Below are 22,143 nucleotides of genomic sequence, written 5' to 3' on the forward strand. Positions count from 1 at the left end.
TTAGATGATAGATTAAAGATATAATTTATCCAACTAATTCTTCGTTCAACTCATCAATTCCAACAAGTGGAAGCATCAAGCGAAATTCCAGTAAAGTATCTCCATTTATCTTAAAGTCGAGGGTCCCACCAAGATTATTGGCCATCGTCTGAAAAGTTTTAAAAGTTGTGCTATTTGCTCGATGTTCGCCAAAGAGAGATAGATAATTAAAACCTTGCTTATTTTTTAAGTTATCTTGCTTTTCAAAGTAAATATCGACGAGAATATATTGCTCTTCGTATAGTTTGGTATCAGTCGCAGTTAACGCAAGCACTCCTTCGTTTTTATAAATACTCAAACTCTCAATAGCATACTTAATTATGTCTCTGACTTTAGGCTGATCCAGATATATATGAGTCGGTATTGATGGGGCGATCTGTGTAAAGACTTTTTTATCAAGTTTAAGTTCACTTACAATAGAGTTCACACACCCACTGAGAAATTCATTTACATCCGTGTTCATATACTTCCCTTCATAATTTGTACTAGCCTCTTCACTCGTACTTATTACAGAAGCATTACGAATTAAATCTTTTAGGTGGAGATATTCACTCTCTGCTAGTTCAACTAGCTTGAGATTCTCCTTACTGAGATTATCCTCATGAACTCGATGAAGAGTACGATTTAAAACTTCCATTGGCACATTTAATTCTTTATCAATTTGAGCAAATAGTTGTTTCCTATGTTCTGAATAATCTATAAACTTTGCCCTATCATCTCTCAGCTGTTGCTCCTTAGACAATACTCTCGTAGAAAAGCTCTTCATACTAGTAATGATTTCCTGCAACTCTGCGGGATAAGCCCATGAGTCTTCAACAAAGTTTTCATGAGATAAGAGAGAGTCTGTATGGCGAGCAATTTTATGTAAAGGAATTATTAAGGAAAAAAGAGTATACAAGAGTAGACTCAAAACCACGCCCACACTAACAGTTGTCATCACAAAATTACTGCTATATAAGTCATTGAAGCCATCAGCAACAACCTCTTGGATATTCTTTTCAATCGCGCGAACTTCTTCACGGTAAGTTTGACTTACTTTTTTTATAGACTCTGATGCACGAGCTAACTCATTTACTGCTTTATCAACTTCAGTAGCTCCAAGATTACCAGTCTTTACTAATGAGCTAGCATTTTCAATGGTATTATTGAGATAAATTGCTTCATTGTGGTATAATTCAATTGATAGAAATTTTAGAAGATATTCTGATTTTGCTTCAAGAAGATATTTTTTTATTTCATTATATTCACTAATAGATGCATCAATATTCTTCTTCATTGTTTTATTGCTATTTTCAAAACTAACTAAAAAATCACTTAACCTCAGGTTCTTTGCTTTGAAGCGCTCTATATCATTTATCATATTCTCTACAGACTGCTGCAACTGGCCCTGAATTTGTGCAACAAAATAAATATGCTCAGTTAGTTTTGCCCCCTGGTTTGAGATTTCCATTAAAGATAACTTCTTTGCTTCTAGTCTCTTATTCTCGAAATAGAATAAACTTGAAAAGACGACGCAAAAAATAATGAATAAACCAATGTAGTTTTGTAAAAAGTTAGGTCTTTTATTTCCCATAAATAATTCCTAGTAGATATATGGGAAATTTTAAAATTAGAATATAAAGATATCATGGATAAAATATGAGAATAATAAGACATTGCCTCTATCAATAGATAGAGCTCTTAAGCTATTAAAAACGAGGAAAGAGTTAAGCAACTAGTCCTTAGATTGGCAGGATTTTAATAAATAGATATTTTCTGGATATTGGTATACACCAGCACAACCGTAGGCTTTCTGACTATCTTTTGTGGTATAAAGTGAAAAGTAGTACTTATCCTTAATGACCTGCACCTTACCTGTTTGAGTACTTTTTGCTTTTATCTCAACTGTTGCAACGTAGGCTTCAACATCTTTATCAACAACATTTACTTCAAGAACTTTGACATCCTTCATCGAGTCCACAATGAAATTAGGATTTGATTCTAACTCATTTGAAGCATCGAACACAACAAGAGCATGTGGAAATTTATTTTGAGCAAGACACTTACTTCCATTGTTTCCATCAATACGTGCACCAGATAAATCAACTTCAACGACGTCAAGAGCTTTTTCTTGAAGCGACTTACTACTCGGACACTCAAGCGCGAATGTATTAAACATAAATAACATACTTAGAAATGCACTAAACTTCACGAGTATTCCTTTGATTTATAATTTCTGTCCCTGTCGCTTTATCGTAACAGCCGTTAATACAATCTTCACCTTTTAGCTTAATTCTCTTATCAGAAATACACTCAGGATCAGATGTTCGATGTCTAATGATATCAAACTTTGGTGATAAAGTTAACTTCTTACTATCAACCTCTGTCTGAGTTCCTTTTACTATTTTTTGACACATTTTCACTGCAGACAATCTAAGGTTATTAAACATTGTTCCACCATTATGCTTTGAGATATGTACTCTTGATGGACCATAGCCATTATTTATAGAACCACTATGAATATATGTGAAATTGAAATCACTAATTTTAATACCTTTACAGTTATTAGCTTTTGCGTATTTTTTAATTGCAAGTGGATCATTCCCAATCTCATCAACCATCACAATATGATTTCCAGATACATTAATCATATCTCCAGCTTGAATTGTATTGTTCGCATCAAATTTTGCCGTATCAAGACAGCTTTTTTTACTGTGAAGAGTTTGATTAAAGTTTGTTGTCGTAAGACTTGAAAAAGGTCCGGAGTCTGTTTGGACTTTAAGACCCTGAGAAGCTAATGCAACAGAGATAAAACTTGAACAGTCTATTCCCGCCGCAGGTTTTGAAGAACTACTCACCCCTTCCCCTTTAGTAAAAAGATTAAGCTCCCCACTTCTATTTGGTGCCTTACGTGAACCATAACCATATACAGGAGGCTTAAGTCTTGCATCAGTACACTGAGGTCCAGGATAATTTGGATCTTCTCCAAGATCTTTAAGTACAATATGTGAACTTATATAGGCCTTAGTATCAGTAATATTTCTTATGCGAGGACCGGCTGCACTCTTAGGAGCACGAATTCCTCGTAAAGACGGGGTATTGACGTCGATAATTTTATCGATTGCTGAACAACTTTGAAACATAGTTGCAAGAACTTTTCTCGCCCCACGAACTGCAGGATTAGCTAGTCTCTTTACACCATTACTATCTTCATAAAAGTCCCCACACCCAATACTTGGGGAGGATAAGCTTCGATCGATAAAGCCAGTAAGTTCGTCTGAGCTTGGAAAAGTTGTAAAATTATCAGTAAGTTTTCTAGCATCAGCTTCCCATGCTTTCTCTTCTTCTGACTTATAATCTTCACCCTCTTCGATTGAGTTGTCTGCGTAGGGATCTGTGATTTCTTCTTTTTGTACGACTTGCTTTTTCTTAGCTTTGACTAGAGTCTCAGCCTGATTTTGCATATTATTTTGCGTGGCCACACAGCTGGCAAAAAATATGAGAAGTAAAAACTTTGAGTTAATTTTAAAAAATTTCAATTTTAGGTTCTCCACTGACTTCTCTACTCAACTTCTTATCGGACAAGTTCCTTAAAATATTAGTATATTCAATGAGGCTACTATTCCAGAGAGAAACTATTAACCGACCAACAATCTAAATTAAATCAAATACATATGCAGAGCAGTCATCCTTTGGAGATGCCAATTTTTACTGTCTATTTTCAATATTTTATATAGAATAGAAGTATGGTGAAAGTATTTAACCTCTATTTTAAACATCCTTTGATTTGGGTTTACCTAATCCTTAGTCTTATTATGCTAATATACTTAGCCTCAAAGAATTTATTACTTCCATATAGCTATCTCTTTTTAATTCTGATAATTGCTCCATTTTATGAGTGGCTTCTTCATAAATATGTTTTACATGGACGCGCTCTTAATGAGTCAGAAGCAAAGCAAAAATATATGGACCGCCTCCATCGAGATCATCATCGATATCCCAAAAAAGTTGATCTCCTCTTTGCACCACTTAGTGCCGGACTATCAATCCCAATTCAATTCTTTATCCTAGGTTGTCTTGTTACCCAAAACATTGATATTGGAATATATCTCGCCTTTGTAAGCCTTACTTATTATCTCTTCTACGAATGGATACATTTGGCTCATCACGTGGACTCATATTATCCTAAAACAGGATGGGGAAAAGCCTTAAAGAACTCTCACCTTCTTCACCATTATAAAAATGAAAACTATTGGTGGGGGGTAACATCAAACTTTGGTGACAAAGTTCTTGGTACCTACCCTTTATCAAATGAAGTTGCAAAATCGACGACAGTTAAAGAGATATAAACTGCTCCATTTTAAAGAGATAAAATAACCTCTACCTTTTTTTCAAAAAATGCATATCATTAGAGTATGAAAAAAATTATTAAACAAATACTCCACGTCGATAACTACTCCTTTGAAAAGATTGCTAGAGACTACAGAACACCACTCTATATTTATTCTCAGCTTGCCCTCGAAGACCAGTATCTCGATTTCTATAATTCTGCCCTTGAAGCCACAATCACCAGGCCAATGGTTTGTTTTGCACTGAAAGCAAACAACAACATCAATGTCTTGAAGAGTCTTGCGAAGCTTGGTTGTGGCGCAGACATTGTTTCCGGTGGAGAATTAAAGCAAGCTTTAAAAGCTAAAATACCTGCAAATAAAATTGTCTTTTCGGGGGTTGGAAAAACAGCCGAAGAAATAACTCTTGCACTAGGAGCTTCAAAAGATGGCATCTACTCTTTCAATGTTGAGTCAGTTGAAGAACTTAAAGAGATAAATATTATTTCAAAGAAATTAAATAAGCGAGCAAGAATAAGCCTTAGGCTGAACCCTGAAGTTCTTGCCAAGACCCATAAACATATCTCTACAGGGCATAAGACACATAAGTTCGGTATCCTAAAAGAAGACATAGCAAAAGCAGTTAAGAAGAAAAGTCTCTGGACACACTGTGACCTTAAAGGTCTTAGTATTCACATTGGTAGTCAACTGACGTGCCTAAAGGCGACAAAGAAGGCGGTCGCGCAAATGTGCCAACTCGCTCTTGATCTTAAGTTAGATCTTGAATTTCTTGATGTCGGGGGTGGACTCGGTGTTGATTATGAAAGAAAAGAAAACACACCTAGTGCACTTGAATATATGCAAGCCATTCAAGAATCACTTCAAAAAAATTATTATACAAAAACAGACAAGAGACCACGAATCGTTTTTGAACCTGGTCGTTTTATAGGTGCCTACTGTGGATATTTTTTGACAAAAGTTCTTCGCACAAAGAAGTCGGGCGATTGTAATTTTGTCATCGTAGATGGTGGAATGAATGACTTCGTGAGATCATCACTCTATGGAGCTTATCATGAGATTACTCCCGTAAAAGCTCGTAAGTCAGAACTGATGCTAACAGATATCGTCGGACCAATTTGTGAAACAACTGATTGTTTTGCCTCAAAAAGACCAATGACGAAACTTCAAAAAGATGATCTGATTGTTGTTGAAGACGTTGGGGCTTATGGGCACACAATGTCTTCAACCTATAATATGAGAGAACGAGTTGGTGAAATTTTCATCACCAAAGAAGGAAAGATTATATCTTAAATTTCTGCTCAAGAGACTTATTAACTAGATCTTTGGCCTCAGCTTCTTCGAGGTCAAAAACAGTCATAACTTCAAGAACAATATTATCAAGAAAATTACTTAGAATTTTTGTTTCCGCTGCTCCCCTATCATTTATAGAAACGAGAGTTCTTACATTCATAAAAACCTCATCAATATTTTGGTGAGTAACTTGTCCCTTGAAATATGTAATACGATCTTTCTTTGAATCAAACTCTGGAGTTGGAACTTCACTTGAAAGAAGTTTCAAATGATCATTAAGATCATTTTGTGGAGTTAGAAGTCTAAAAGTTGCAGACTTTTCAAGTGGAACCATCGTTCTAATATTATGATCAACTGATTCAATTACATAAAAATCACGGTTCGTCCCTTCTGGCCTTTCAATATCAACAATTACCCCAAGACCAAAACTTGACGAGATAACTTTATCATTAATACATAATTTCTTATTCATAAGAAGACTCCGAAAGATTTATCTAAAATTGAATTGCTTGATGATTTTTTCGACTATCACTAACAATGGAGTATTCATTATCTCAAATGTTCAAAGTAGCGTCAACAGAGGGGTTTAATCAGGAAAAATGAAGGCCCTTGACTTAAGAACCTTCAAGAAATTTTATTAAAATCTACACTGAACATTAACATTTGCGCCAATAATCGGATCATTATATGGATTAATAGCATTTACGAATGCCCAAACACTCTGTCCTGCTCCTATCCAACCACTGAAGTGTGACTGAAGAGCTGCTCCAAAGCGACTTTGCCCAAATACAACACCTTGACAAAATAGAGGTGCACCAAAGCTATTTACGATTACACAACGTGCACTTTGAGGATTAGCAAAACATCTTACGTCTTTTGCATGTGGATAAAACCATCCGTTCGGATAATAGTTAGCAAATGATTTCATTCCAATCGCAAGAACAGTCACAAGAACAATACCTTTTAACAACTTCAACATACTTTTATCTCCAAATAATTTTGCGCATCAAAGCATATTTATTTTTCTTCGTAAACGGCCCCTGAAAGAAATCATATAAAGCACTCTAACATACTGAAAACATGTAAAACTTCTCATGGAAAAACTAAGTGAAAAACGCTACTATTTGCGAAATTAATCGAAAAAAGGGACACAAATGACTGATCTATTCAAAGAAGCCATTTTAAATGGAATACCTTCAACTCTTCCACCGAAGAAAGAATACGAAACAAGTATTAACCACGCTCCAAAAAGAAAAAATATATTAAACGAAGAAGAGAAAAAGTTAGCACTACGAAATGCCCTTCGTTATTTTCCAGCAGATCTTCATCCTGAACTTGTGACAGAGTTTAGAGAAGAATTAGAAAAGTATGGTCGCATTTATATGTACCGCTATCGCCCAGATTATAAAATACATGCGAGATCAATTAACGATTACCCACACAAATCAAAGCAGGCCGCTGCAATTATGCTGATGCTTTCAAATAACCTCGATTATGCTGTTGCACAACATCCACATGAGCTTATTACTTATGGTGGAAATGGCGCAGTTTTTCAAAACTGGGCACAATATCTACTGACAATGCAATATCTTGCGACAATGACAGATGAACAAACTCTTGTTCTTTACTCTGGTCACCCAGCAGGGTTATTCCCTTCTCACAAAGATGCTCCAAGAGTTGTTGTTACAAATGGAATGATGATTCCAAATTATTCGAAGCCAGATGACTGGGAAAAATTTAATGCACTTGGTGTAACTCAATACGGTCAAATGACAGCTGGTTCATTCATGTATATTGGGCCACAAGGAATTGTTCACGGAACTACAATTACAGTATTAAATGCGCTCAGAAAGATTTCAAAAGAAGCTGTAACAGAAACAGCCGGAAAGGTTTTCGTGACAGCTGGACTTGGAGGAATGTCAGGAGCTCAACCTAAAGCAGCTGTTATTGCAGGATGTATTGGAGTGGTGGCTGAAGTTAATCCTAAGGCCGTTAAGACGAGACATGAACAAGGATGGGTTGATGAAGTATTCACTGACCTCGACGAATTAATGACGAGGATTAAAAAGGCACAGACTAATAAAGAAGCCGTATCTCTTGCGTACCAAGGAAATATTATTAATCTATGGGAAAAGTTTGCAGAAAGTGATCTTCATGTAGATATTGGTTCTGACCAAACGTCTCTACACAATCCATGGGCCGGTGGTTATTACCCTGCCGATCTTTCTTTTGAAGAATCAAATGAAATGATGGCAAATAACCCTGAACAATTTAAAAAAGAAGTACAAAAAAGTTTAGTAAGACACGTCAATGCAGTTAATAAACTTGCAGATAAGGGAATGTATTTCTTTGATTATGGAAATGCATTTCTTCTTGAGGCCTCACGTGCCGGAGCTGACATTATGAAGCCTGGTTCTACAGAGGATTTCAAGTATCCTTCATATGTTCAAGACATCATGGGACCAATGTGTTTTGACTATGGCTTTGGCCCTTTCAGATGGGTTTGTACATCAAGTACACAAGAGGACCTTGACCTGACTGACCAACTTGCAACAGAAGTACTTGAAAGACTCATGAAAGAATCTCCAAGTGAAATTACTCAACAGATGCAAGATAATATTGTTTGGATTAAAGGAGCTAAAGAGAATGACCTCGTTGTTGGATCTAAAGCACGTATCCTTTATGCAGACAGTGACGGGCGGATTGAAATTGCTCTTGCATTTAACAAGGCCCTTCGAGACGGAAAACTAAAAGCTCCAGTTGTCCTTGGTCGCGATCATCACGATGTTTCAGGTACAGACTCTCCTTTTAGAGAGACATCAAATATTTATGATGGATCAAGGTTCACAGCAGATATGGCCGTTCAAAACTTTGTTGGAGACTCTTTTAGAGGAGCAACTTGGATTTCTCTTCATAACGGAGGTGGCGTTGGCTGGGGAGAAGTTATGAATGGTGGCTTTGGAATGGTACTTGATGGAAGTGAAGACTGTGATCGTCGTATTAAATCAATGCTATTTTGGGACGTAAATAATGGTATCAATAGACGATCATGGGCAAGAAATGAGGGCGCTACTTTTGCAATTAAGAGAGCGATGGAAAAAGAGCCTCTTTTAAAGGTAACTATTCCAAATCTTGTAAGTGACGATTTACTATAAAAACTCTCAAGTAAAATTAAAATATTTTCGAAAAGGACTAAATGAAATTAGTCCTTTTTTTTATATCATCTATTCTCCTTACCTCTTGTGCAACGAATAGTCAGAATCGTTCAATTAGTAGTATCGAAGACTCTTCCTGCACAGAACTTTTTAAAACTTACTTACATGCTACGAGCCCATTTAATTATCAGATTAATCTCGATAGAGTTTTCAAAGAAATCGAGGCCCTTGAAAGTAAGTTTCCAAATCAACTAACTACAAAGATAGAGGGGCAATACGACGGTGAGCCAATCTATCGTATCGATATGCCTGGTTATGGAACTGGAGATAAAAAGAAAATTATTATCACTTCAGGTGTTCATGGAAATGAATCTGTGGGTGTCAGTACTTTATTAAAAGTCATTAATCAAATTGTATATGATAAGAACATGAGAACAAAGTTTGACTTTGTTTTCTTCCCTGCTCTAAACCCAGGGGGATTACGTCAAAACACTCGTCGTCTAAAGAACGATGTCGACCTCAATCGAACTTTTACAAAAGGAAAAGAACAAGGTGTTACAAAAATTCTTCAAGAATCACTCGATGGAGAGGAATTTGAACTCGCTCTCGATCTTCACGAGGCCTACACCAAAAATGGATTCTTTGTTATCAAAGCAGATAAGGAAGACGATCAATTAACTAAAGAATCTTTATCAATCATTGATGAAAGTTATATGCTAACTTCAAAAGATGGCCAGTATCCGTACAATGTACCAAATGTAAAAGATCCGCGTAAAACATCTTACATTCTATACTCACCTGGTGAGACAGCATCATTTAATCCTGGAACACTCAAAGGTTTTTTCAAAACAAACTTGAAGGCCAAGTATGCTTACACCATTGAGTCTCCGGGACAAATAGAGCTTCGAAAGCGACAAGAAATTTACATCAATATCGTTCGAAGCTTTCTCGATAATTACTCTAAACGAGATTAAAATTTGCTGATCACAAGCTCTGAAGTTTCAAATCCGAGAGTCTTTGCGTAATCTACATACTCTTGAAAAACCTCAGCTGGCATAGATGTCTCGCGAGACATAATCCATAGAGATTTTTTGTTATTCGAACCAACTAGAACATACTCATAATTCTCATCTAATTTTAAAATTTGGTAATCACCTTTAACTCTGAAAAGCTTTGTCCAAAAATTATCAAAAGTTACTTCGAGAGAAGCGTTAGTTAGTTTATTTTTAACTACGGCCTTACCTTCGATTGTTTTAGTCTTTCCATGCTTTTTAATACAAGTGTTAAGAACACTAACAGTTCCTTCACCAATTAGTTCATAATCTGCTGTTTGAGCAATACATTTCTTTGTGAATCTCTGTGGAAGAGCTGCAACTGCATTCCACTTCCCTACGTAGCGCTCAACTTCAACTTGTGATACAGTTGGAAGTTGCTTTGCTGCAAAACAAAGAGTTTGAGATACAAATGCTACCATCACTAATAAAGTCTTCATTACTACTCCTTTGTTATATGTTAACAACTTATACAAATTTGGTAATGGCAAAACAACTAGACAAAATTTAGACACAGGAATAATATTGGCCTTATGAAAAAGATATACAAGGATTCAGTTTTTACTTACCTCTATCACATTAATGCTGGAGACGTTTGTCCGAAAGGCCAACTGAGTTTAAAAAAACTTATGCTACTCTTTCAAAATATCGCACTTGATCACTACACCTCAAGAGCACAAACCTGGGATGAACTTGTAAAGAAAAAACAGGCCTGGGTTCTGACAAAAATTGAACTCGACCTTAGGCAAACCCCATTTCTAGCACAAGATATAAAGCTTTCGACTTGGTCGCGCGGGACGCAACAGTTTAAAGGTTTCAGAGAGTTTGAGGTAACTTGTGAAGACAAAACACTTATTACTGCAAATACCAGCTGGATTTATCTTGATCTCGTAAAGAAGTCACCAGTGGCCTTTAATCAATCACTATTTCCAAACTTCACTCCATCTACCACTTCGAATTTTGAAGGACTTGATAACACATGGAGAATCAAGGAAGACTTCAATCTTCAAAACGAAATTGAATATAAACTTCGCTACACAGATTATGATATCAATAATCACTTAAACAATACTGTCTACTTTGAGTTATTAGAAGATTATATGATGAACAATCAAATTGAGAGGCCAAAGAAGATACGTGCAATTTTCAAGAAGGAAGTGCCTTTTCATATTAAGGCACTAGAGCTTGGAATGATAAAGAATGAGTCTTGTTACACTATTGTTTTTAAGAGCGAAAGCGAGACTCATTTCTTAGCAGAGCTAGAGTTCTAAGGACAACCGTAGAACTCTCCTGATTTTAGACCATAATACTTACAATCTCTCTTTCTAAAAATATTTTTAAACATTCCAGGAGCTTTCTTATAAGCCTCTTTCCTCACTGCAAGAGTTTCATTCCAAGTAAGAGAAATTGGTGTATACGAGTGTAGAGAGATTGAATCCTTTTCAATTTTTGTCAGCCCATCAAAGATCTCACTATCTGGACGATCTTCGCTATCTCTATTTAAACTCCAAAGGTGATCAAACTCTCCTTTAAACGCCTTATAGATTTCACTGAACTCAAGTCCTTGGTAGATAACCATATTATCAAACTGGTTTTGTTCCGCAGTTCTAGAGATATTATATGATCCAGAAATTAACTTTGTTTTGGTTAAATCCTTCTCATCAAAATCAATAAGAATATATTTATGGTGATTTAAAAACCAGTAACGTGGGGAAGGTGCGAAACTGTAAAACTTAACTCGAACAGGTGCTTCTTCTTTAGAGATTTTTTTCCAGTCCGCAACAAACTGCGGGGTCATCTCTTTGTTATTTGGAGCTGTTTTAAATTCTTGATTATCCACAGCAAGTTTTACATCTACTCCTCTTTTAACCGCTTCGATAAGAGCATCTGTTACATCTCTAATATTTAAGTGATTAAGAGATAGGTAGATATTCGATTTCGCTGCATTAATTTCTTTAATGATTAAATCTCTAACAAGCCAAGTGTGATTCTTTGCTCCACCACGTTTGCTAAGTGCGAAGTACTTACCTTCACCATAGGCCTTAGTTGTTGTAGAGTTCTTTTTTAATGTGAAGTTCATAGAAGATGAATAAAGAGAAACATCTTTTGAAGTTGGTAGATTAGTTGAATTTACAGACTCCAATGCAGGAGCATTAACTTCATCTGCACTAATAAAGTCCTTACCAGTATTCCAAAGGACTGCAAACTCTTGATTAAATTCTTTTAAAAGCGACTTTTCCGTTTCTGTTTCGATCTTATGGAAAATGAAGTTTTCACTATATTTTGACTTTGCTCCACCGGAAAGATTTGCTGAAGTATTAATAAGCATTGTTTCATCAATAATGAAGAACTTTTCATGCATATTCATAGTCGCAATCTTTACCTGACCACCACTTAATTCTAATTCTTTTGCGTAATCAATAACTCTCTGAGTTCGTGCGAGTGTGGGATGAAGTACCACTTTAACTTCGGCTCCCGCTTTCGCTGCTGTCGTCATAGCTTCGAGAGCCTTTTTGTCTGACCAACTATATACAGTCACATAAAGTTTCGAAGTTGCACTGGCACTATAATCATAGATTTTATCAAAAGCCTCAGCTCCCTGATGTGGCGAGAACAAAGCAGATGTTTTAGCAAAACTTTGTGACGTGATAAATAGTGATAAAGCTGCGAATAGTAAACTTTGTAATCTCATTCATTCCCCCAAACTCGTTTAATAACAAAGTGCACACAACGCATATCGCATAATTTATTGTCTTAAAAGAAATTTATTAAGAGATTTTTCGCCCATACCTTTTTTCAATAACTTAACTACCGCGAGAATAAAAAGATTAGACTTATCAATCGGCCAAACATATTATTTTTACATAGTCAGGGAAGATTAATGAAAAAAATTATTATCACAGTATTTGCAATGGCAGCTCTTCATGCCAACGCTAGCCTTAAGATCACAAGTTTTAACTTGAAATGGTTTGGTTCAGGTGGTGAGCTTTCAGGTAAGAATTCTGACGAATACCGTGCACCTTGGCTGAGTGAGTTCATCGCAAAATATCTCTCAACAACCGAAGTGATTCTTTTCCAAGAAGTTGTCGACACCCAAAAACTAATCAACTTGATGGCTTCATTGAACTTCGATTGCCATACCTATCTAGGAAGCGGCTCACGTCATCAACATCTCGTTCTATGTCATACAGACAAGTATTCATTCTCTCCGGAAGAAGGTGATGACAATAATATTTTTGAAGATATCGCCACAATCAATGGTTCAAAACTTCGCCCTGCTATATCTGGAGTAATTAAAGAAAAAAAATCAAAGAAGTTCCTCGCACATGTATTAGGTGTTCACCTCAAGGCTGGAAAGCGAGAGGGACAAATGCGTGAGATACAAACCCAACTTCTTACAGAAAGAATTAAGTCTTATAAAGACAAACTTCCAGTCATTCTTCTTGGTGACTTTAATTCTTACCCCAAGGAGTTTTCAGGTGCTCCAGTTGGAGATCTCGAGAGAATGGATGAACTGTACCAAGAAGTTGGATTGAAGCGAGTAAAACACAATTTTAAAAATACATTCAAGTCATTTAATTATGGACACCTCTTTGATCACTTTTGGATCTCTAATCAACTTAATATTAAAAGTGTTGATGTCTTTGAAGCATGTAACAATAATAACTCGAAGCTATATCGATACCGTAATTTAAGCTTCTACAATCGCTTTATTTCTGACCACTGTCCGATCACTGTTGAAGTTCAATAATCCTAACTCAAAAGTTAGCATTTAAATTATTTAGATACGTTTCTCGAGACTTGACGCATGTCTAATGGTTTCTTCCTTGACCAAATGCGGGCCCAATTCTAAAAGGTTTTATCAATAAAATTACGGAGCGATTGTGAAACTAGTTACTACTCTTATCTTTGTTCTTATCACAAGTTTATCTTATTCTGCTGTTTGGGAAGCGACTAATTCATGGGATATGAATTATGAAGAAGAATACTCAAATTGGATAAAAAGCTCAAACGTTAATGAAACAATGTTTATAGATCCGAAATCTCCTTATTATGGAATTAAGGCAGACTGTGCAGATGCAGCTTATGCACTACGAGCGATCTTCTCATTTGAACATTCTCTTCCATTTGCTGTAAAAAATCCATCAGGTTCACGTGGAAAGATTAAGACTTTTAACAATGAATTAAATAACTGGGATAAATATGGTGCTCCAAACAAGAAACTTGTCGCGATGATTAATACAATTGGAGCAAGTGTTGGGAGTGAAAACTTAACTTACTTCGATTCTTATCCAATCGAACTTTCTTCAACAAATGCCGGCAGCTTGTTCACTTATAAGATTAAAGCACGTAATGGAAACTTCATTCGTCACGTTTACAATATAAAAAATATTAACCCTGTTGGTACTTTTGATACGATCTACTCAACTCAAGCAATTAAAGCAGCTGGGGAGCCGATGACAAGACGTAAGTCAAAAGAGTTTGTAAATCTTCCACATGATCCGTGGGGATTTAAGAGACTAAGATGGCCAGAGCATATTGGAGTCTCAATCAACTCGTTGCCAGAAGAGTTAAATGCATCTAATCATCAATTCAAAATTGCTCAAGACTTAGGAAGTAAGAAATTCTTTGCATACGTAAAGACTCTTCTAAAGACAGAGGACGAGGATCCTGCCAACAAGCTCTATCGTGCTTTAACGGCTACTTGTGAAGAAGCTGTTGCAAGAATCAAGTATGTTGACCAAGCACTTCTTTACCTTTCTCAAACTGGTAACAAGTGTATGGATTATAGAGACTTCGATACATACTCAACTCCAGCAAGAGATAAGGCCCTAACAGAAACATTTGTAAGACTAAAAGATACGTATACTGAACTTGAAAAAAATGGTGAATTAAGTAGAGCTAATCCAGAGCATGTTCAAATCTTAGAAGCAATCTTTAAGAATGTTCATATGCCTGAAGCAGACTTACTTAAATTTTGTAGTGTAAACTACTCGTCTTCTTCAAAGATTTCACTTAAAGAACTTTGGAGAAGAATCAATAATGGTCTTCTCTCTTCACACCCAAATGATACAGTAGAGCTTCGTTGGGGAGAAAAAACAGGACCAAAGACTAGCTGTAAAAGATGGTACTAATTTTTGAATAAGAAAGTTTTAATACCTAGTCTAGTTATTCTCATTATTGGTGTTGTTCTCTACTATTTCTATACCTCTGAACAACACCTCGGCCAACAATCTCCTACAACACTCACATTCGAAGAAAAACAGATCAAGAGAAAAGAAATAATGATGCCCAAAGAGCATCAATCAGGTGAGTCACTCGCATGTGAGCGAGCTTATAGAAAGCTTGGCGCAGGTAAGCTTCGTACAAAATCAGATCTACGCTTCATCAACAAACATTTCGAATACGAAGGAGAAGTCTATCGAACACGCTTTTTCTATGATGATGGTGCAGAGGGGGATGTACCAACTTACCTAGTCTATAAAGAAGATAGTGATCAATTTCCGGTTATTATCGAATCTTCAAAGTACCAACCAGGAAAGCAATTTGCTTTCTTCAATAAGAATATCAATGTATTTCTTTTCACAGAGAGTGGGATTAATCAGACGCTTGATAGTGAAAATGAAATCTTCACTCATTACGAAAATGAGAAGTTGATCGAGATTATTTCAACCAACCTCAACTGTAAATTTAACAACTAGAGACTTCTTCCCACTCCATTGATATACTATCGCAACCAGCCCCTTTCGGTGGTTCGGCCTGGGACTCACACTTCTTACTTCCTTCTGGACAACCAAGACGAACGTGAAAGTGCGTTTGATGAAGCTTAGCTGGCCTTAGTCTTCTTAAGAACTCTACAGTCCCAGGATCTTTCAGCTGTCCACTATTAGATGCTAACTTACAGAATTCTCTCTTTATTGCAGTATCAACAAAAATTCTTCGAACGTCATAATTTTCAACCAAGTACTTTAGCGCCGTATAATTTCTTTGAACATGAAAGTTTTTAGTTACTTTTGATCCTGATACAAAATATTCTGCCCACTCTGGATTATTAACGTCTTGCGCTTTTTCATTCACGCGATAATAAACAATATCAGCATCGAGACCATTTTGATGACTTGTATGGCGAGTTGCTCGTCCACCATTAACAGCTGCAAGATCTCCAACTTGGATACTCTCTGCGCTTGGAAAATTTTCTCTCGAAAAATTTGCAAGCCCCTCAATGAGATTTAACATTTCTTCGGTGGCATATTGTTTCCCTCTACTTTTATAGAGTTTAACTACATTAATATTTCTATCAATAATTGAAAGTGAATCTTTAAGACTACCCTTTGAATAGAAACCTACGGCTTCAGCTGCATTTGAAGAAAATGCCATTGAAAGGCAGATCAAAGTAATAAAAGCATACATCCTGTAACCTCTTTTAAAAATTTAATATGAACTTAGATTTTATACTGTTTTTAAATAAAAAAAAAGCTAGGACATTTAACCTAGCTTTTTGATCTTTTATACCGTTATTTATTTAGGTCGAGATACTCATCATAAGTAATATACTTATCAAATTGAATACTACCATCAATTTTTATAATTCTATTTGCAACAGTTTGCACGAACTCATGATCGTGTGAAGTGAATAGAATTACTCCACCATTATATCTAATTAAACCATCGTTTACGGAAGTAATACTCTCAAGGTCTAAGTGGGAAGTTGGGCCATCTAGAATAATTGCGTTAGCTCCAGAAAGCATCATCTTTGACAGCATACACCTAACTCTCTCCCCCCCGGAAAGAACATTAGTCTTCTTAAGCGCCTCTTCTCCAGAGAAAAGCATTTTTCCTAAGAAACCTCTAATAAAACTTTCTTCTTTGTTTTGAGAGTACTGTCTTAACCAATCAACAAGATTCAAGCTTCCACTGTCAAAGTATTTTGAGTTATCTGTTGGGAAATATGAAGTAGTGATTGTAGAACCCCATTCATAAGTTCCACTATCTGGCTCCATCTCACCGGCAAGGATTTCAAATAATGTTGTTTGAGTTAAATCATTTTCTGATAAGAAGACAATTTTATCATCTTTGTTGATTGCAAAAGAAACATTATCAAGAATCTTTACTCCATCAATTGATTTAGAAATACCATCAACTCTAAGGATTTCCTTACCTACTTCTCTATTTGGTTTAAAATCTACGTATGGGTATTTTCTTGTCGATACAGGAAGTTCATCAAGCTGAATTCTATCAAGTTGTTTCTGTCTTGAAGTTGCTTGCTTAGATTTCGAAGCGTTCGCACTAAAGCGCTGGATAAACGCCTTAAGTTCTTGTGCCTTTTCTTCCGCCTTCTTATTTTCTGCAGCTCTAAGTTTCTGTGCAAGTTCACTTGAACTCTTCCAAAACTCATAGTTCCCAGCATAAGCAGTCAGTTTCCCAAAATCGATATCAGCAATATTTGTACAAACCTTATTTAAAAAGTGTCTGTCGTGGGAAATAACGATAACTGTATTTTTAAAATCTAATAAAAAGTTTTCTAACCACTGAATCGCTTTGATATCAAGGTGGTTGGTAGGCTCATCAAGAAGTAGAATATCAGGAGAACCAAAAAGAGCTGATGCGAGAAGAACCTTAACTTTCACATCTGCTTGAAGATCTTTAAGTTTCGTTTGAAGAAGTTCTGCGCCAATTCCAAGACCACTTAGAATTACACCAACTTCTGATTCTGCTTCCCATCCATTCATGTCCGCAAAGTCAGCTTCTAATTCAGATGCTCTAATTCCATCCTCATCAGTAAACGGGTCTTTCATATAAATAGCATCTTTTTCTTGCATGATTTTATATAATTTCTCATTTCCCATAAGAACAGCATCCATCACTGTATACTCATCAAATGCGAAGTGATCCTGTCTTAAAACCGAAATACGTTGTCCAGGAGCTGTAAATACTTCACCAGTATTTGGCTCAATGTCACCGGCTAAAATTTTTAGAAACGTAGACTTCCCAGCTCCATTAGCACCGATAAGTCCGTAGCAATTTCCTGGTGTAAACTTGATATTTACATCATCAAATAATTTTCTGCCGCCAAAGGCTAAACTGACATTTTGAACAGTAATCATTTCAACAATCCTCTTAAATAAATTTTGGCCACAATATCATAAAAAATACGATACTTCCAATGTTTTATACACACCGCAAAAAGCCATAAGGCGATAAAGAGGAAATACTATATAAATAAATACTAAGGAGTACTCATGAACCAAAACTTAATATATTTTCCATGTCTTGCAATGATTTTATTAACCGCATTTGTCATGGGGGTAATGTTCTTAAGAAGAGTCAAGGCCCTTAAAGAAAAGAAAGTTAGCATGAAGCACTTTCGTACCTACTCAACTAATGATGATGTACCAGAACTTGCAATACAAGCAGCAAGAAATTATACAAACTTACTGGAAACCCCAACCCTTTTCTACGTTGTATGTGTATTTACATTTGTTATGAACCGAGTGGATATCTTTAGTCTTACAATGGCATGGGTATTTGTTGCTCTCAGAATAATTCATAGCTATATTCATCTAACTCACAACAATGTTATGCATAGGATGAGATCATTTGCTCTAAGCTGGCTTATCATTCTTATTCTAGCAATCAGACTGGCCTTTTAGCTAAGGCCTTTATTTTCTTTTAAATTTAATAATAATTTTCTTTCCACTCAAGTCAAAGTCAGGGTTTAGTGAGTCTACATTTTCAGGCACAGGAACAGAACGCATAAAACTTGAGGTGAAACTCGAGATGATTTCTCCTGATTCATTTTTCTCCTCTTTCTTGATCTGACCGCTTACCATTATCATCTCATCTTTAATGTTGATTTTAAGGTCATCTTTATTGACCCCTTCAGCGATTATATCAACATACTTAAACTTATCATCCTCACGAGCTTCTATCTCAACATCATTTGACTCCATAATTGAGCCAGTAATTCCTTGAATCGAATTACCAAAGAATAATTTTTTTATTGCGCCAATATCTCTAGCATCGCCAGGATTAGAAAATTTTTGCTTTACTTGGGCCTGAGGATCGAATGGGTTAAAGGGTTTACGTTCAGAGCCAGTGCTTTCGCAATGGGCACTAAGAGAAGAAGTTAATAGCACAAGTAGAGCTAAGTGTTTCATGAGACCTCCATCAGATTTATTATAGGATAAAACGGAGTTAAAAAATGTCAAGATTATGAAAATTTTTATTAAAACCTAAAAAGTAAAGGCTCACCTTTTACTTCAGTTGCTCGATCTTTAGTGATGACTTTTGCAATTGCAAGTTTATCAATTATTGAGTCAACCACTTGAGATGCAAAAATAGTTAATTCTTTATCATAGAAAGATTGAGCATAACGTACAGGACTTGGTAAGAGCATCGCAAGAAAAGCTCCTTCTTTCACCTCTAAATTCTTTGCTGATTTAGCAAAGTAGAACTGAGAGGCCTGGTTGATTCCATAGAGATCTTCTCCGTATTGAATAATATTAAGATAACTTTCTAAAATTTTATCTTTACTTAAGTAGTGCTCAAGGGCAATTGAACTTCCAAGCTCTAACACTTTTCTAAGAAAAGATCGCTCCGAATCAAAAAGAAGATTCTTAGCTAATTGTTGTGTAATAGTACTTGCACCACGAAGTTTTTTTCCATCGATGGCATCCATGAGAGCGATTTCTATTTGCTCATAATCAAACCCATGATGATCAAAAAAAGCCCAGTCTTCACTGATAACAATTGCCATATAGGCATCTTTAGGAATTGCAGAAATCTTTATCCAAGATTTTGGTCTTTGGGAAACAACCTTATAAGACACACCACCTTCTTTAGGCTTGGTGATCTCAACATATCCTTCTCTGAGCGCTTTAATCTGGGAGATTCCTAGAACTTGGTAGAGCCATCCTCCAAGCGCTAAAACCCCAATGAATGTGAGTATTAATAGTTTCTTCATCATAAAAAATAGTTCAAGACTCCTTATAATAATTGAGCTATAACGATGTCAAACAGGGAGATGTAAAAATGACAGAGAATCCACTTTACAACGCACTAGACCCAAAGAAAAACAAATACTTAGGTCTACCAAAGAATAAACTACTTAAATACTGTAAAGATAAAAATATTGATGCTGAATATGATGACGATGCTGAAGATTTATCATTTCTTCTTTATCGTTATGAAGAAAATGAAAAGATGACTTTCGAAGAGATTAAGGAAGCTGTAGATTCAATCGGGCTTGAATCTACAGATAGACAGCACGAAAATCTTATGGTGCTCATTACTTACGAACTAGCACTTCTTGATCTAATGGATTGTGAAAGAGATGAACTTGAAGAACTTTGCGATGAGTATGAGATTGAGTTTGAAGGTAAAGAGGATGATCAGTTAATTGTTGATCTTGCAATTGCCTTACTTACAACAGAAGAATAACTAAAAGAAAGGGTTACATTTGTAACCCTTTTTTAATTCTATGTTAATGACTTAATAGTTTCCTCTAGCATATGTTCATATTCTACTTCTTTCAACTTTTCTTCAACAACTTCTTCAATATGATATTCCTGTGATAGTCCGATATATATTGAGTAAATAGATACTAATAATATTAGAGCAAACGGAAGTCCTGTGCATATCGCAGCTGTTTGCAATGTCGTCAATCCTCCACCAAGTAACAAGGTGACAGCAAGAATCCCCTCCATCACGGCCCAAAAGATTCTTTGGGGTATTGGTGAATCAAGTTTCCCACCTGACGTTAAATGATCAACAACAAGTGAACCTGAATCCGAAGATGTCACAAAGAACACGGAAACAAGTATGATCGCAATAAAAGACAGAAGACCAGATAATGGGTAATCTTCAAGTAAAACAAAGAGTGCTGTCGCAACATTATCTTTTACGGCCGCCGAAATATTTCCATGATGATTTAACTCACTAAAGATTGCAGTACCGCCAAATACACTCATCCAAATAAATGAAAGAAGAGATGGTATTAAAATTACACCAATAATAAATTCTCTAACTGTTCTTCCTTTAGAAATACGAGCAATAAACATCCCTACAAATGGTGACCATGAAATCCACCATGCCCAGTAAAAGACTGTCCATCCTCCCTGCCAATTAGTGTCTTTAAAGGTCTCTGTCCAAAGACTAAGCTGAGGTAATTTTTGAATGTAGAAACCGATACTCTGAGTGAATCCTCCAAGGATAAAAACAGTTGGTCCAACAACAAGTAAGAAAAGCATAAATATGGCAGCGAGCCCCATATTAATCCCACTTAAATACTTTACACCTTTATCAAGTCCAGATGCCACAGAAAGAGTCGCAAATCCTGTGATAATACAAATTAGAATCACTTGCACTGTAACTGAAATTTCAACATCAAATAGTTTGTTTAATCCGGCATTCACTTGCTGAACACCAAAACCAAGGGAAGTCGCTAAACCTGCGAGAGTCGCAAGAACAGAGAGCACATCAATTACATTTCCCCAAAAACCATATATTCGCTCACCAAGAAGAGGATAGAAAATACTTCGAATTGTAAGTGGGAGACCGCGGTTAAAACTAAAGAAAGCGAGTCCTAAACCAACTAGTGCATAAATTGACCATGGGTGAAGTCCCCAGTGAAAGAACGTCACGGCCATCGCTGCTTGAGCAGCTTCTGCGGATCCAGGGGCAAGAGAATTAAACATCGGAGACGGTGCTTGAAGATGACTAATAGGTTCACCGACACTCCAAAACATAAGTCCGATGCCCATCCCTGCACTAAGGAGCATGGCATACCACGCCTTTCTTGAAAACTCTGGCTTTGCCTTTATGCCTCCAATTCGAATACTCCCAAAACGGCTAAAGGCAAAAAACAAGCAGGCAATCACCATGATATTTGAACTTAAAATAAAGAACCATCCCGACTTTACAGAAATGACTTTCAGCACTTCAGCAAAAAACTCTTTTGATTCTGTTTGAAACATCAGACAGAGAGTTATAAAAACGACAAGTAGTGCTGAGGCAATAAATGTAACCTGAGGATGAATATCAAAACCATATCCTGTCCAGTTACTCTCCCCCGGCTCCTGCGCAGGAGAATCATTGAACAAAGATGAAGTAGGTTTAATCTGCAAACCTTTAAATGGTTCACGATCTTGAATGGCCCGCTTCCGCGCTTTCTTTTCCGCTTTTTCAAGCTTATTTAATAATTGTGTCTTTTCATTGTGATCTTCCATAGACTCTCTTTTTTATAAATTTAATTCCTCCTTACATAATCGTATGGAGGAA

At 36.2% G+C, this 22,143-nt stretch carries 22 protein-coding genes; 10 read left to right on the forward strand and 12 right to left on the reverse strand.

What is annotated here, in order from left to right; all coding sequences use genetic code 11:
- Positions 1-25 precede the first annotated feature (25 nt).
- The 3 genes from M900_RS00475 to M900_RS00485 form a co-directional block, all read right to left on the reverse strand.
- Positions 26-1,612 (reverse strand): hypothetical protein, encoded by a 1,587-nt coding sequence (locus M900_RS00475; RefSeq protein ID WP_021272896.1) that lies wholly within the window; start codon positions 1,610-1,612, stop codon positions 26-28.
- Between the two features lie 141 nt (positions 1,613-1,753).
- A complete protein-coding gene (locus M900_RS00480; protein ID WP_021272894.1) occupies positions 1,754-2,230 on the reverse strand; it encodes a hypothetical protein in 477 nt (158 codons plus the stop codon).
- Positions 2,220-3,557 carry a hypothetical protein gene (locus M900_RS00485; protein WP_157680499.1) on the reverse strand — a complete coding sequence of 446 codons (1,338 nt, stop codon included), beginning with the start codon at positions 3,555-3,557 and terminating at the stop codon, positions 2,220-2,222. Before M900_RS00485 ends, M900_RS00480 begins: the two co-directional genes overlap by 11 nt.
- 207 nt (positions 3,558-3,764) lie before the next feature.
- On the opposite strand from M900_RS00485, the gene M900_RS00490 reads away from it, so the two are divergent.
- Positions 3,765-4,367 carry a sterol desaturase family protein gene (locus tag M900_RS00490; protein WP_021272876.1) on the forward strand — a complete coding sequence of 201 codons (603 nt, stop codon included), beginning with the start codon at positions 3,765-3,767 and terminating at the stop codon, positions 4,365-4,367.
- A 66-nt stretch (positions 4,368-4,433) separates the two neighbouring features.
- The gene (gene lysA / locus M900_RS00495) at positions 4,434-5,657 is read left to right on the forward strand and encodes a diaminopimelate decarboxylase (RefSeq protein ID WP_021272916.1); all 1,224 of its coding nucleotides are present in this window, start codon (positions 4,434-4,436) and stop codon (positions 5,655-5,657) included.
- Here lysA and M900_RS00500 read toward each other — a convergent pair.
- Positions 5,647-6,129 carry a CarD family transcriptional regulator gene (locus M900_RS00500; protein ID WP_021272888.1) on the reverse strand — a complete coding sequence of 161 codons (483 nt, stop codon included), beginning with the start codon at positions 6,127-6,129 and terminating at the stop codon, positions 5,647-5,649. The two genes, lysA and M900_RS00500, sit on opposite strands and share 11 nt — an antisense overlap.
- A gap of 165 nt (positions 6,130-6,294) precedes the next feature.
- Positions 6,295-6,636 (reverse strand): hypothetical protein, encoded by a 342-nt coding sequence (locus tag M900_RS00505; RefSeq protein WP_021272906.1) that lies wholly within the window; start codon positions 6,634-6,636, stop codon positions 6,295-6,297.
- Between the two features lie 175 nt (positions 6,637-6,811).
- Between M900_RS00505 and M900_RS00510 the strand changes: the two genes are divergently transcribed.
- Together M900_RS00510 and M900_RS00515 are read left to right on the forward strand one after the other, a co-directional pair.
- The gene (locus M900_RS00510; RefSeq protein ID WP_021272863.1) at positions 6,812-8,812 is read left to right on the forward strand and encodes a urocanate hydratase; all 2,001 of its coding nucleotides are present in this window, start codon (positions 6,812-6,814) and stop codon (positions 8,810-8,812) included.
- 41 nt (positions 8,813-8,853) lie between these two features.
- Positions 8,854-9,786 (forward strand): DUF2817 domain-containing protein, encoded by a 933-nt coding sequence (locus tag M900_RS00515; protein WP_021272864.1) that lies wholly within the window; start codon positions 8,854-8,856, stop codon positions 9,784-9,786.
- Here M900_RS00515 and M900_RS00520 read toward each other — a convergent pair.
- Entirely contained in the window at positions 9,783-10,304 is a 522-nt protein-coding gene (locus M900_RS00520; RefSeq protein WP_021272899.1) for a lipocalin family protein, read from the reverse strand. The genes M900_RS00515 and M900_RS00520 overlap by 4 nt on opposite strands.
- A gap of 93 nt (positions 10,305-10,397) precedes the next feature.
- Between M900_RS00520 and M900_RS00525 the strand changes: the two genes are divergently transcribed.
- Positions 10,398-11,135: an acyl-[acyl-carrier-protein] thioesterase gene (locus M900_RS00525; RefSeq protein WP_021272917.1), complete on the forward strand. Its 738-nt coding sequence runs from the start codon at positions 10,398-10,400 to the stop codon at positions 11,133-11,135.
- Here M900_RS00525 and M900_RS00530 read toward each other — a convergent pair.
- A complete protein-coding gene (locus M900_RS00530) occupies positions 11,132-12,556 on the reverse strand; it encodes a phosphatidylserine/phosphatidylglycerophosphate/cardiolipin synthase family protein (protein WP_021272879.1) in 1,425 nt (474 codons plus the stop codon). The two genes, M900_RS00525 and M900_RS00530, sit on opposite strands and share 4 nt — an antisense overlap.
- 189 nt (positions 12,557-12,745) lie before the next feature.
- Here M900_RS00530 and M900_RS00535 point away from each other — a divergent pair, with 189 nt between their 5' ends.
- From M900_RS00535 to M900_RS00545, 3 genes are all read left to right on the forward strand, one after another.
- A complete protein-coding gene (locus tag M900_RS00535) occupies positions 12,746-13,615 on the forward strand; it encodes an endonuclease/exonuclease/phosphatase family protein (protein ID WP_021272883.1) in 870 nt (289 codons plus the stop codon).
- Between the two features lie 133 nt (positions 13,616-13,748).
- Complete coding sequence (locus M900_RS00540; RefSeq protein ID WP_021272868.1) at positions 13,749-14,999, forward strand: hypothetical protein; 1,251 nt, start codon at positions 13,749-13,751, stop codon at positions 14,997-14,999.
- A 3-nt stretch (positions 15,000-15,002) separates the two neighbouring features.
- Entirely contained in the window at positions 15,003-15,566 is a 564-nt protein-coding gene (locus tag M900_RS00545; RefSeq protein WP_021272867.1) for a hypothetical protein, read from the forward strand.
- Here M900_RS00545 and M900_RS00550 read toward each other — a convergent pair.
- Together M900_RS00550 and M900_RS00555 are read right to left on the reverse strand one after the other, a co-directional pair.
- Positions 15,556-16,275 carry a penicillin-insensitive murein endopeptidase gene (locus M900_RS00550; RefSeq protein WP_021272891.1) on the reverse strand — a complete coding sequence of 240 codons (720 nt, stop codon included), beginning with the start codon at positions 16,273-16,275 and terminating at the stop codon, positions 15,556-15,558. The two genes, M900_RS00545 and M900_RS00550, sit on opposite strands and share 11 nt — an antisense overlap.
- A gap of 104 nt (positions 16,276-16,379) precedes the next feature.
- Positions 16,380-17,969 carry an ABC-F family ATP-binding cassette domain-containing protein gene (locus M900_RS00555; RefSeq protein WP_021272872.1) on the reverse strand — a complete coding sequence of 530 codons (1,590 nt, stop codon included), beginning with the start codon at positions 17,967-17,969 and terminating at the stop codon, positions 16,380-16,382.
- Between the two features lie 135 nt (positions 17,970-18,104).
- Between M900_RS00555 and M900_RS00560 the strand changes: the two genes are divergently transcribed.
- Positions 18,105-18,515 carry an MAPEG family protein gene (locus tag M900_RS00560; protein ID WP_021272915.1) on the forward strand — a complete coding sequence of 137 codons (411 nt, stop codon included), beginning with the start codon at positions 18,105-18,107 and terminating at the stop codon, positions 18,513-18,515.
- Between the two features lie 9 nt (positions 18,516-18,524).
- On the opposite strand, the gene M900_RS00565 is transcribed toward M900_RS00560, so the two are convergent.
- Together M900_RS00565 and M900_RS16765 are read right to left on the reverse strand one after the other, a co-directional pair.
- On the reverse strand, positions 18,525-19,022 hold the full coding sequence (locus M900_RS00565) for an Hsp20/alpha crystallin family protein (RefSeq protein WP_021272884.1): 498 nt from the start codon (positions 19,020-19,022) through the stop codon (positions 18,525-18,527).
- Positions 19,023-19,090: 68 nt separating this feature from the next.
- On the reverse strand, positions 19,091-19,828 hold the full coding sequence (locus M900_RS16765) for a biosynthetic peptidoglycan transglycosylase (RefSeq protein ID WP_198295914.1): 738 nt from the start codon (positions 19,826-19,828) through the stop codon (positions 19,091-19,093).
- A 68-nt stretch (positions 19,829-19,896) separates the two neighbouring features.
- Here M900_RS16765 and M900_RS00575 point away from each other — a divergent pair, with 68 nt between their 5' ends.
- The gene (locus tag M900_RS00575; protein ID WP_021272890.1) at positions 19,897-20,304 is read left to right on the forward strand and encodes a hypothetical protein; all 408 of its coding nucleotides are present in this window, start codon (positions 19,897-19,899) and stop codon (positions 20,302-20,304) included.
- Between the two features lie 38 nt (positions 20,305-20,342).
- Here the strand turns inward: M900_RS00575 and M900_RS00580 are convergent, their stop codons facing one another.
- Positions 20,343-22,091, reverse strand: coding sequence for a BCCT family transporter (locus tag M900_RS00580; RefSeq protein WP_021272913.1), 1,749 nt, complete (start codon positions 22,089-22,091; stop codon positions 20,343-20,345).
- Positions 22,092-22,143: the final 52 nt, after the last annotated feature.

The organism is Bacteriovorax sp. Seq25_V, assembly GCF_000447795.1.
Taxonomy (GTDB): Bacteria; Bdellovibrionota; Bacteriovoracia; order Bacteriovoracales; family Bacteriovoracaceae; genus Halobacteriovorax_A.